7 protein-coding genes are annotated in these 12731 nt (G+C 35.5%); 3 read left to right on the plus strand and 4 right to left on the minus strand.

Features of this window, described 5'->3' with window-relative positions; translation table 11 throughout:
• Positions 1–18 precede the first annotated feature (18 nt).
• Positions 19–843, minus strand: coding sequence for a hypothetical protein (locus tag NEF87_RS22525; RefSeq protein WP_457917601.1), 825 nt, complete (start codon positions 841–843; stop codon positions 19–21).
• A gap of 25 nt (positions 844–868) precedes the next feature.
• Positions 869–1510, minus strand: coding sequence for a hypothetical protein (locus NEF87_RS22530; RefSeq protein WP_457917602.1), 642 nt, complete (start codon positions 1508–1510; stop codon positions 869–871).
• A gap of 1355 nt (positions 1511–2865) precedes the next feature.
• On the opposite strand from NEF87_RS22530, the gene ltrA reads away from it, so the two are divergent.
• Positions 2866–4338, plus strand: a complete 1473-nt coding sequence (ltrA, locus tag NEF87_RS22535) for a group II intron reverse transcriptase/maturase (RefSeq protein WP_457917603.1) — start codon at positions 2866–2868, stop codon at positions 4336–4338.
• 254 nt (positions 4339–4592) lie between these two features.
• On the opposite strand, the gene NEF87_RS22540 is transcribed toward ltrA, so the two are convergent.
• Positions 4593–4805 (minus strand): hypothetical protein, encoded by a 213-nt coding sequence (locus NEF87_RS22540; RefSeq protein ID WP_457917604.1) that lies wholly within the window; start codon positions 4803–4805, stop codon positions 4593–4595.
• A 104-nt stretch (positions 4806–4909) separates the two neighbouring features.
• Between NEF87_RS22540 and NEF87_RS22545 the strand changes: the two genes are divergently transcribed.
• Together NEF87_RS22545 and NEF87_RS22550 are read left to right on the plus strand one after the other, a co-directional pair.
• On the plus strand, positions 4910–6415 hold the full coding sequence (locus NEF87_RS22545) for an IS110 family RNA-guided transposase (RefSeq protein ID WP_457917605.1): 1506 nt from the start codon (positions 4910–4912) through the stop codon (positions 6413–6415).
• A 221-nt stretch (positions 6416–6636) separates the two neighbouring features.
• Positions 6637–11919, plus strand: a complete 5283-nt coding sequence (locus NEF87_RS22550) for a tetratricopeptide repeat protein (protein ID WP_457917606.1) — start codon at positions 6637–6639, stop codon at positions 11917–11919.
• Between the two features lie 48 nt (positions 11920–11967).
• Here NEF87_RS22550 and NEF87_RS22555 read toward each other — a convergent pair whose 3' ends face one another.
• Entirely contained in the window at positions 11968–12621 is a 654-nt protein-coding gene (locus tag NEF87_RS22555) for a class I SAM-dependent methyltransferase (RefSeq protein WP_457917607.1), read from the minus strand.
• Positions 12622–12731 lie beyond the last annotated feature (110 nt).

A 12731-nucleotide genomic window follows, 5' to 3' on the forward strand; every position in this document is an offset into this window, starting at 1 on the left:
TGAGTGAATTTTAAAAACTTAAAATTTACCGTTTTTTCGTTTTTTTCTTAATTCTGCTTCCCACTTCCGACGTTTATCCCAAAATGCTTTTTGTCGTGGATTTAAAGCAATCTCTTGAAGTTGACAAAAACCTGAATCTCGTGCTAGTTTAATCCACATAGAGTTTGTTTTAAACTCCCTTCCAGTTGAAAATGCACTTAATTTCGTCAATAAGTCAGTTCTACCTAATTTATATGCTGTAATTGCTCGCATTAAATCCAGTATATATGTTAAGGTACGATGAAGGTGGGCCATATTCAATCCACGAGTATTTAATCGTTTTTGATTATAAAATGTAGGGTTTGCAGATTGACCTGCTTCAACTAAAGGTCGTTGAGCATACATTAATAATATGTCTTGCTCTGTCCATCCAGGTGGAAAATAATCGGAATTAAACCAAAATCCTTTTTTTAATTCCCGAGTTGGATGAGTTTTAAGGTGTTTTGGTGCACGAAGCAAAGGAAAAATGCCCCGATCTTGATAAAATTCCAGACTTTTCTTACAATACGTACCTGTATCACCCATCACCATCTTCCACTCTCCAATTTTAAGATTATTAAAAGCGGTAAAGGTTTTGCGGGATGCTGGTTTATCGTTCATATTGCCTGGAAAAGTCTCAAAATGTATTGGAAGTGCCCGTTTCCAGCTCCCACAATACGCATAAAGTGTCCAATGAACAAATCCAACACCAAGCTTCTTCCCTGAATGACGATAATATCCAGCATCACTATCATTATACTTTGTTGTTTTTGAATTTTTATTGTTGTTACAGTTCGTTCTGACAAATTGACCATCAAAAATCATGATTCTAGGAATGATTATCCTAAGATCAATAAGCTTCACGAACTAAGTTATGAAAATAATCCATGACTCGGGAAAGAGGGATACGATTCATAATATAACTGATATCATCCGCGGAGGGAAAGTAGTAAGAATCATGTAAAATCCCCTTCAAAGGATTATCACCAATAAAATATGACATTTTTTCTAAACCTGAATAATCTTTGAATCCAAGCTGGCGACGAAGTAGTTCAAATGCGATAATATCATGAAGGAACATTCCTTTGAAATGAACTCCCTGTATCTCCAATTCATCTTGAATTTTATCAAAGTAACTAAGATCATTCATTTCAAAGATATGATTGAAATATCCTGAAAATTTTGGTAGCGTGTGGAGCATATCCCACTCTGACTGCGGAAGTATGCCTTTTGCATAATCATCATAAGTTGTTTGCCCAAGATTGCGAAATCGCATGAAGTACTTCCGTTTGGGAAGAATATGTGCAATATTTCCGTATATATAATGCTCTAATCGTGTTTGGGATTTAGAAACTATCAATGAAGGGGCTTTCCGGGCGTGACGCTTGAATGGAAACCATTTAAATTTTTTATATACATAGCGATATGTCTTTGGAATCCACATTTCAAGTATTTGAGTTGATTTCAGACCGATATAATCATGTAACTGCATTTGATATATTGAAGGCCGTCGTCGATATTTGAATATTAGAATAGCTGATGCACCCCAGATATTGAATATATTAGTGTAAGGAAAACAAGAATAAAATTGTTTTGGTTTTTATATTATCTAAAATCTTGAAATTGGGCATGATTTTATGCTCATCATCAGATCATTTAAGATCCACTAATTTGGCCTAGCAAACGGGAAATTTTGTGAATGCTAAAAAACGTGTCCACTTTTGCTCGACAAAATTAAATGTGGTATAAAATGGGGGATTCAAAGCCAATGGGTGATAAATTACTAAAAAAAGTGAAAATTACAAAAAGTACGATTCACTCAAGTAAATTTTCCTTTTTTTTTAACAAATCAAATGATTTCTTTCGTGACATTTTTTTTTTACTCTCTCTATTTTCAATAATTTTGACTTATTTTGATCTAAAATAACGACAATTTCTCTATTTGTTGCTTTATTTCTCAATTAGAGCCTTTAAGTCAAGTTGTTTAGAAAAATTGACCTTCTTCCATCATTCCAAATTCTAACTCTACGCTATAGGATGCCAATCCCATTATCTTTAATGTATCAACTCAAATCACATAATATTTATATAATCCACTGACAAAATCTATTTTATGGTGTCTAATTAAACTTTATTCCCCCGAATCTGATTGGAGAACAATAATTTTTTTTTGTGCTCTGATTAGTTCAGTACATTGAAAAAAAGTTTGTCATTCTGCGGTGCGACGTGAAAGCTATATAATTGAATGCAAATACAATTTGAAATTTGCCCTACTGATGACGTAGTGAAGCTATCCAAACATGCGTACTTGGTAACAAGTGGGTGTGAAGCTCTGGAGACAATGTACTTCTTTTTGTGAACACACAGAAAAAGAAGGCTAGCTTGGGTTCCTATGGTAAACGAAAGTGAACTGGTATTTAAACCTCGTAAGACAAACGATGGCGAAATGTGTTGATACGCCAAGCTAAAATAGCACTATTGTTGGTAAAGTATACTCGCGGGTTATACTTTTGTCATCCCTTTAGCAATCGGGGAAGAGCCAGTACCTAAGGGAGCTGTTAAAAGTCAATTATCTGGAACACGGTAAGTCTAATGATCCCCATTGACATGGTAGCGTAAGGTCAAAATGACCGCCACTCATCGAGACTGGCTATGCTATACAGAATGGTAACCTAAAGGTAACTGAAGGTGATGGATCAGTAGATAGAGGATGTCGGAGAAAGCTAAAGCATGACTGTAATCGTTGTGATAAATGCAAATGCATTAACGTGAAAACGTGCCCACTTCCGACTGGTAAACAATGTAGAAGAGATTCGAGAAAACTCAAAGAAAAGTAGTGATTACACATTGAAGAAAATCAATGAATCAAACAAAGAACGGCATGAAGTTCAAGTCTGTTGGTCCAAAATTGATTGGATCTCAGTCTGCTCATACGTCGAGCGATTACAGGATCGAATCTACATAGCAACTGAAAAGAAAGAATTTCGAACGGTAAAAAATCTTCAAAAATTAGCAATTCGTTCGCATTATGTAAAATTGTATGCAATACGAAATGTTACACAACTTAATTCTGGTCGGAAAACACCTGGAATTGACGGAATCACATGTCTTAATAATAAAGAAAGAGAATCACTCTACGAGATAGTTAAAACTTTCTCTTACAGTTCAATTAAGTCGTATCATCCAAAACCAGTCAAGAGAATTGAAATTCCCAAGGCAAATGGAAAGCTACGACCTATTGGTATTCCTACTGTGTTTGACAGAGTAATCCAAATGCTTGTCAAAATCGCTTTAGAACCTGAATTTGAACAAAAATTTCACCAAAACTCTTTCGGATTTCGTCCTGGACGATGTTGTCAAGATGCTGTTGAGGTTATTAACTACACAATTAGATATGGTAAAGGTGAATATATCTTAAATGCAGATATAACTGGTTGTTTTGACAACATTGCTCATTCAACCCTTTTATCCGAGTTGCACGTCTTCAAACCTCTTGTTAAGAAATGGTTAAAGGCAGGAGTTTTGATTAATAATCGCAAATACGGAACAGAGAAAGGCACACCCCAAGGAGGAATTATTTCTCCTCTTCTTACTAATATTGCTCTCAATCGTTTGGATTATCTATTTAATCGCAAAATTTCTTATCGTGGCAAAGAATATCAGACTACTCTTGTTAGATACGCTGATGACATAGTCATTTTAAGCACTAGTAAAAATTTTCTTGTTAGGATCAAAGATGTACTTGCGAAAACACTTTTGAGACAGGGGTTAACTTTAAATACCAATAAAACTGTCTTGATTCATAAATCGGAAGGTTTCAAATTCCTTGGATTCCATTTTATTCAACATCCCTATAAAACTCTTTGGATACAACCTGAAAAAGCATCCGTTCAACGTATGCTACACAAACTCAAAGTTCTTTTAGATTCGCACAAGCAGATAAAAAGTGACGCTCTAATTTATGCGTTGAACAAGCGAATCTTGGGTTGGGCACGCTATTATCAATACTGTAGGATAAATGGTATTTTTAATCGGATGGATTCAATTGTATTTAGATGGATCTGGAAGTGGTGTACCAGAAGGCATCCTCGAAAACCAAGAAAATGGTTAAGGCAAAGGTATTTTAAAGCAGTCAATTCTTTGAACTGGGTTTTCTCAGGTGATATATGGAGTCTTTCTTATTTTGTAGATGTTAAGCGCAAGAAATATCGATGGCGAGTAGGAAAGGAGAGTTATTTAAATCCTCGAGAAAGAAAGTTGTGGAAACAAAATAATATATGCAATTCTATCTATAATAATGCAAATTCAGTCTTTTCTTAAATTCTTCTGTCATAGAAAAAGTAATTGGAAGTCGCAAAAGAGCTGTTGATACCGCATTTAGGGATATTCAACCAGATTACTGTGACCTGAACGAATTTGAGTTGTGGTGACGCATCAGTTCTATTTGCTTGAGCCACTTACTTTGAAAGAAATATGGGTGGTTCTGAGGGGGGAACGGGTTAGTAATAACCTTGCCCTACCCGACCGTGGGGAACCCTTCCATCCATTGGGTGGAAGAGGTTCTCAGGGTCAAGCTACCTTTCAGAGATATTGGCACACTTGTCGTTGGTACCATCCATTCCAGTGATGAATGCTAGGATGTCTTCCCATTGATGAGTCCCATGCCACGAAATTTCGTCCGTCCCCAAAGCTACCGATGCAATTCTTCGGGGTTTTTCTTTCCACACAAGGGGAACCGAGACTACAGCCAGACTTTCATGGTTCACAGGGAGAAAAGAAGAATCCATATGGTTTAAGAATTTCAAGTTCAAATTTGAAATGAAAAATTGGCAGAGTTTTAGCGCACTCTACCAAAGTGCGAATTCAGAAAGCGCTGAATTCGGTGAATAATATGACAACTTTATTGAAGAAAAAACTTTCGATCAGTGATAGTTCTCCTCTATTGATCCCCATAAATGACGATTCCCACTCAGAACTTGAGACATTTTCAGAATATGGGATAGGTATGAATGTTCATAAAGACAGTATTGCTTTATGTGTCAGTGGTAGGCTTCCTACCAACGATTATGTACAAATTCAAGAACACAATTTCAAGAATACTTATGTAGGAGTCAATGAATTATGCCAATTCTTAAAAAGATTCAGCAAAGCTACAACTTTTTTGATGGAGTGCACAGGTGTGTATCACGTAGCCCTATATCGGGCACTTCAAGAGAAATTTCCTCACCAAATAGACATCATCATAGCCATGAATCCCCTTCTTGTTCATAATCGGATTGAGGATTTGGGATCCAAGACAGATCGTGCTGATGCCCGCACTTTGTCATCCTTAGCACTCTACCATTCAATTCTCAGACCAAGATATGTGGGAAGTGTTGTTTTTTTTGCAATCAGAGATCTTATGCGCTCCTACCATCGAAACACAACGCAAGTGACAAGGTTAATAAATCGAATTCATCGACAACTTCATTTGGCGAATCAAAAGTTCAAGTTTGATCTGAATGCCGAGTGGGGACTTCATTTGCTGGATCAATATATCAATCAATCGTGGTCTTTGGGAGCTTGTTATAATCATTTGTTCTCAGATTTGAAAACTAAAGGTAAATACAGAGTTTTAGAAAAGAAGCAAGAAGAAATTGTACCTCATGCGGAGGTGATTTTAGCAGATACACAACGATTTATCCTTCAAATGGATTTATTATGCTTAATGAGCAGTCAACAATCCAGTGCAAACTTTCTTCATGAAACAGAACGACAAGTTCTGCTCACTCCAAGCTTAGCCAAACATTATCAGCATATGCGCATCATTCCAGGCTTTAGTTCTGCAACCATTCTAACTGTGTTGACGAAGATTGGTGATTATTCACGCTTTCGGAATGCCAATATCTTTTGCAAATTTTGCGGAGTCGTTCCGAACATTCAGCAAAGCGGCAATTACTCTGCCAAAGGACATGTGAATCGCTTTACCAACAAACACTTACGATCGGCACTATCCCAAGCCGCAGCAGCTGTCATTGGACGGTCTAATAAAGACACGGATATCGATGCATTTGCCTATAAGCAACGTTTTCTGCGACATATGCCCTTTAAAAAAGCAATGTTGAAAGTAGCTCAGAAATATGCTCGGATTCTGTATGGAATGTTCAATGAGATTCGACAATATGATCCCCACTTTGAAATTAATCGGAAAAAGGCAAAACGATTGAAAGTGCGCTTAGAAAAGCAGAATAATTTGATAGAGAGTGTCCAAACCCGAGCTTTGAAACGCAATATATCAAATTTTTTAGTAGCAAATTCAGAATTATTGAACAGTACAAGCCGCTATCATTTATTTACTGGCTTTCACCGTTTAATTCAGAAATCTCGATACAGGGAGAAGGAGGATCACACCAAATAAAAAAAATGGAAACTTTATCACTAAGGATGACCACTAGGTCATCTGGCTAAAGTTTTTTTTTTTCTTTTTCTCTCCTTTTCACCTCATTACATCTGTGATATAAAAAATTTGCAATTTATAGTATGTCATACTAATGTAATTGTAATTTCTTTAGAAAATTTAGCCAATTAAGAATAGATGCAAAAATCTATTTATAGTCATTTAACCCATGTAATTATATCATGACCCAATCTGGAGTGAAGGGAAATTCTACAGCAAGTCCCACACAGTTAATCTCAGAATTATTCCATCCCGAAGGGAACTATACTTTCTTGGTGGGGGCAGGAATATCGATGAATGCCCCAGCGAATATTCCTAGCGCGGTCCAATTCGTCAAGAGCATTTTGGAACTTTGTGCCCCCCAAGAAGAAATAGACTCCATTCTCTCTTTACAATATCTACGGTATGAATTACTCATCGAGAAATTCAAAATCTATCTGGATACCAATCTACATTTCTTAGATTACTTAGAATTCGCAACCCAACCTAATCTACTTCACTTATTTTTAGCGAGTGCTTTACTGCATAAACAGTATTTAGTAACCACCAATTTTGACTTCATGCTGGAGCGTGCCCTTCAAGCCATTTTATTACCCACCGAAGAATATAAAATTGTGCCAGTGATAACAAAAGCGGATTTTGGACGAGATTTTCGCCCATATGATTTAGTAGAACAAGGATTGTGTCCGATCTACAAAATTCATGGTTCCAAGAAAAATATTATAACGGGTGAAGATACCGCAGGGTCTCTGATCACCACTATGGGGTCATTAGGAAGAGATAGGGCGATCGGGGAGACTTTTACGTTAGAGGAATATAAACAACAGCCTTTCTACAATTTAGTTAAAGGCCGTACCTTAATTGTCATGGGCTATTCGGGGAGTGATGACTTTGATATCGGTCCGATGTTAATGAATCTCCCGACCATTGAAAATTTGGTATGGATAGATCATTCTTCTGATAAGCATTGGAAAATTAATTGTATCGCCCCAGTTTCAACGTCGAATTCTTTCAAGAATCCTTCTTCAAAGACCTCCCAATTATTGCACAATATCGCATCGAACATCAATATTTCAGTATATCATGTATTAGCCGATACTCATGACTTCGTGAAAACCGTTTTATGGCCAAAAATGATGCCTAATTTTCCCTTAGTATCGGAAGAAATTCTACAAAACACCACCAAACTTCCCGATTTTAATCAATGGATTCAACAAGAATTCCAAAATGATTTACCAACGATGGTGAAAAAATGGCAATTTGCATGTTCTTTATATGCGGATTTTAATCAATGGAAGGCGCTAGGGCGTTGTGCAAAGAATGGGTTAGAAGAAAGTCAAAAGATTAATGATCCTCTCTCTCAAACCCTTTTTTTGAATTACTTAGGTAAAGCTCAAGCAAAACAGCTGAAGTTGTATTCTGCTATGCAACATTTTCAAGAAGGTTTAGATATTGCAGAAAAAACAGATCAGTTCGAATACATGGCCACTTTTATCAATAATGTCGGGGTGATCAGCAGTTATCTTCAATATGTGATGGATTCTTCCCAAAAAGAAGCCACTCTCGAAATGTTTGAAAATGCTCTCACGGTATTTGAACAACATCAAAATCAATGGGGAAAAATCGCCACTTTAACCAACATTGCCGGAATTGAATTTTTTCAAGGCAATTATTTGGAATCTAATAAGAATTTGATGGAGTCTTATACTCAAACTCAACATTTGGGCAACTTGGCATTCAAAAGTGTTATTTGTTATGATTTAGCTATAATATGTGAATTTCTGATGTCTGAAAAAGACGTCCTAAACAATTATCATGAAGGGATTTCCATTAATCACCAGATGGGGGATGTTATAGGAGAATTAAATGGTCATTTTCAACTCCTTCAATATTGGTTCATAAAAGGAGATTATAAACAGGCAAAATCGGCCTTTTTACAAGCTCTCTCGCTTGGTTCTAAATGTAAAAATGAATCTTTGATTGCTGATCTCTATTCATGGAAAGCGTGGGTTGATTATAAAACCAATAATCTCGGCTCAGCCATTCAAAATATGCAAAAAACGTTTCAAATGTATGAGTCTTTGCAAAAAATAGATTTAGTGCGTTTATGGCAAGCTCAATCTTTAAGTGACCTTGGATATTTCGAATTTGGGCAAAACCAACCTGAAAAAGCTTTAACTCATTGGAAACAAGCGCTCGCTCTAATTGAAGAAAAAAATCTCCATTCGCCTTACATTGAAATTATATCCAAACAACTCAACGGGAATATTAAAATTGCGCAAGATGAAATAAGGGTTCTTCCCTCACTCGATAATATCCTTCCTTACATTTCTGACCTTACTCATCATTTAAACTCGCTAGACGACAAAATTAAATTTTTGGAAAAGGCAATTGCTTCAGAATTCAAGTCTATTGATCTTCCTCCCTTTGAAGATCCTTTTCAAGGGAAAGTATACGCTAAAATTGATGCTCTCTTTGATCTTGGCTATTTATTCCTTACTAATCGAGATTCTATCAGAAGTACAGAAAAATTTGAACTTGCAATCGATCTTATTTCTCGCTTAGAACAATATTCCATGCTTGAAAGACATTTTGAAAATTTTGCTCATCTAGGTATTATTTGGAAGAATATTAGGGCGTATCGAACCCAATATTTCTTCCTAACTCAAGATGATTTTGATTTGACACAAGAAAACCTTAGTTGGATGGCTAGTTGGCACTCGCGGTCAAAATCAAAGGATGCCTTTAAATTTATGCATCAAGCCCAGGATTGCTTCAACGATGAAAAATATACGGAGGCGATCGAATTATTTTCAAAAGCGAAAGACATCTTTGAAAAACTTGGGGAAACACGACAAGTGCAAGAAATCCAAGAAACCATAGATACGGTTCTAGTATTGAATGCGGTTGAAAATAAAAATTTGAAAGAAGAGATGACAAAAGATCCTGAATCCACCTTAAAAGTCTTGCAAACTCTACAGAAAATGAAGCTTCGTGGAAAATCAAATTCAACAGAAGAAGAAGATTCAGAATCTATTAAAATTGCTGAAGATAATCAAGATGATTCTTTTTCTAGTTTAAACGGGGTGTTCAACCGCGATTTGGTTTCTTCTACTCAATTTTTAATCACTTTGGAAGACAAAGGGCGTAACATCGATTTTGTCCAAGACCATGATGATGAATTTTTCAATACATTGAGTAAACTTGATATGGCCTTAAAAATGTCTGAATCCATGGATGCAAATCAACCTTTGGAAAAGGTTGATTTGCTCGTTTTTATGGGTCAATATCTCGCGCAAAATAAAGAATTTACCATGGCTCAAGAACGGTTAGAGGAAGCCTATCACATTTCGAAAGTCTATGGGCGGGAAGCAAAGTCATATCTCGCAGATATTTGCAAAGGATTTGGGAATTTATATTATCACCAAGAAAAATGGGATGAAAGCTTACGGTATTTTGAGCAGAGTGTGAGGTTATATGAAACACTTCACAAATTAAAAGATGCGGCGATCTGTTTAAACATGCTCGGAGTTGTAAATCTTAAAATTCAAGATAATCAAAGGGCATTATTTTATTTTGAGCAAGTCCAAAAATTCCCTATAAATGAAGAAAATGCTGAAAAAGTGGCAGAAAATTTAGTTAGGGCTGCTGAACAACATGAATTTTTTGGTCATTTTCAGCAGTCCCTTTCCTTTTTGCTGCAAAGTCAACAAATTTATGAAAGCTACCAGATCGAATCCAATATACTCGCTCCAACATATTTGAAAATTGCTCAACTCTATTTTTTAGTTGGTCATTTTGATAAAGCGCTACCTTATTATGAAAACGCTCTGAAACAATATCAACTGAGTGGTGACACTCATTATATCACGGTCTTACCCAAAAAAATTGAGGAATTGCAAAATAAACAACCTGATCAAGAAGTGCGATTAAAGGCTTTCTTTCATAAGGCGGAGGCCATGTGGGGTTCTGATGAACCCTTGAGTGACCTCTTGAAAGCTTATCAGAAAGTACTATTTATTGAGAGTTTTATTCCAAATATTGAGATTAAAGCAAAAACTTATTATAATCTCGGAGTTATTTACTCGATTTTAGGCGATCCCTATCATACACGAACTAATTTAGAAAAATTCTTTCAATTACTGGATTCAATTCCTTCAGATCCTCCTCTTGAAGAATTGAAATCGGATGCAACCACAAAACTTAACTTGGTTAAAGCCATTCCCGATTCCATTGAATTCTATGAAAACCAATTGGAAGATTTGCTCACAGAAGAGAATTATATCCAGGTTGGGAAGGTATATCGTCATCTTCTTCGTTTTTTTAATTTAAATCGGGATTATGGGAAATTAAGTCTAGCTTTATATAATTTTGCTCAAATTACCTTTACCAATTTGAATAATTTTAATGAAGCTATGCTTCTTTTTAAATTCAGCGCAGATGTATTTGCGCAATTAGGGGATGAACAAAAACGAAATGAAATTTGGAAAGAGCTTTCATCACAATATTTCACCCATGAACAGAAAGAGAAAAGTGTGGAATTTTGCCTAAAACTTGTGGATTATTATAAAGATCATCCTAATGAAACAGAATTATGTAAAATGGCCAATTTCACCGGAAATATCTATTCTGATTTACGAAAATATGAATTAGCAAGTAACTATAAAGAAATTGCTTTGAATTGTTGTAAAAGCTTGGAACTCCCTGATGAAAAACTGGATATTTTAATTGGTTTAGGATTCGTACAAGAACAGCAGGCAAATCTGGATGCTGCTTTACAAGCTTACCAAGAAGGTTTGCATTATGCTATCGATCAACAACATTCTGTATACATTCAAGCTTTCAATATTAATCTTGCAGAAATCAACTATTTTCAAGGAAATTTTCCGAAGGCAGAAGAATTCTCTCAAAAAGCAGTTGAATTATTTGATACCGTACAAATTGGAGATTATCTCGCCGTCGCTCATTCTCGCTTGGGGGATCTCCATTTTGATCAAAATGAGATCGAAAAAGCTCAGGAGTACTATGCCAAAGCGTGTGACTTTCACCAACAACAAGGAAATCAAGTAGATTTCTGGAATACTCAGCTAAAATATGATTTTTGTAAATATAAAATAGATCCTACTGAATTCTCTATTGAAGTATTTGATGAACGAGTAAAGGAGTGTGAACCCTTTGAAAATTCAGATACAAAAATTGAAATTTATATGACCATTGCCAAAATATGTGTTTCTCAGCAAAAATTTGAGAAAGCGCAAACTTTCTTCACTTTGGGATTGAGTTTAAGTGAACTACTTGCAAACGCCCTTTTTACAGCCTTTATTCTATATCTTTGGGGAAAAATGGAGTTTTTAAGTTTAGATAAGCCAGTAGGTATTGAAAAACTGACTCTCGCGAAAGATAAGTTTAAGCGGATAAATAACCCTGAAATCGAACAAGATATTCAAAAATTGCTCGAAAATTAATTTTTATCTTGAACTTTTTCTCCAATTCACTGTAATGCATTATTTTTATTATTTTTTACCTCCAAGTACATAAATCCGGGATATTTTGATTTCGGAAGGATTAGGTTTCCGTGTTTCTGAGAATTCAATGTCAAATCCCCCTTTTTTGAATAACTCGTGGAGTTCTTCTACTTGAAATTGTGAAAAGTAGAGGTGGGTCGGAATCTCAAATACTTCTTCTAAGTATTCTTCTGCTTTCCCTTCTTTTACAACAACCAGCAATTTTCCATTAGGTCTTAAAATTCGGTAAAATTCTTGGAATATGGCTGGAATACTTTTCTTTGGTGTATCAATAATTGAGTAATAAGCAATAATGCCATCAAAAGTCTCATTTTCAAATTTTAAATCTATTAAATTCATACGATAAAAATCTATTGAAGGATATAAATTTTGAGCCATTTGAATACACCGATCAGAAATATCAACACCAACGACCTCTAGGTCCAAATTGACCAAGAAATTTCCAATATGAAATGAAGGACCGCACCCTGCATCTAAAATTTTCGCTTTTTCAGTAAATAAACCTGCAAAATTCGTTAAAATTTGGCGATCATAGGGTTTGTCATCGAGTTCATTTTGAAATAATTCGTGGTATTTCTCAGAAATCAAATTATATGATTTGCGGGTATTCTCATGAACATCGTTTAGATCTATATTCTTCATTGCACATCTCAATTAATCATTATGTCTCCCTTCAAAATAATTATTTTCAACCTTTTTCAAGGTTTTATGAGAATACTGTTTTCAGAAATAATTTACTTGTTTTTAAAAAT

The organism is Candidatus Lokiarchaeum ossiferum (assembly GCA_025839675.1).
GTDB classification, from domain to species: Archaea; Asgardarchaeota; Lokiarchaeia; order Sigyniarchaeales; family Promethearchaeaceae; genus Lokiarchaeum; species Lokiarchaeum ossiferum.

What these genes read in the sequence shown, in the direction of transcription:
- NEF87_RS22555 (WP_457917607.1), bottom strand. Translation starts at nt 12,621, where the DNA reads ATGAAGAATATAGATCTAAACGATGTTCATGAGAATACCCGCAAATCA.
- NEF87_RS22530 (WP_457917602.1), bottom strand. Translation starts at nt 1,510, where the DNA reads ATGCAGTTACATGATTATATCGGTCTGAAATCAACTCAAATACTTGAA.
- NEF87_RS22540 (WP_457917604.1), bottom strand. Translation starts at nt 4,805, where the DNA reads ATGGATTCTTCTTTTCTCCCTGTGAACCATGAAAGTCTGGCTGTAGTC.
- NEF87_RS22550 (WP_457917606.1), top strand. Translation starts at nt 6,637, where the DNA reads ATGACCCAATCTGGAGTGAAGGGAAATTCTACAGCAAGTCCCACACAG.
- NEF87_RS22545 (WP_457917605.1), top strand. Translation starts at nt 4,910, where the DNA reads ATGACAACTTTATTGAAGAAAAAACTTTCGATCAGTGATAGTTCTCCT.
- NEF87_RS22525 (WP_457917601.1), bottom strand. Translation starts at nt 843, where the DNA reads ATGATTTTTGATGGTCAATTTGTCAGAACGAACTGTAACAACAATAAA.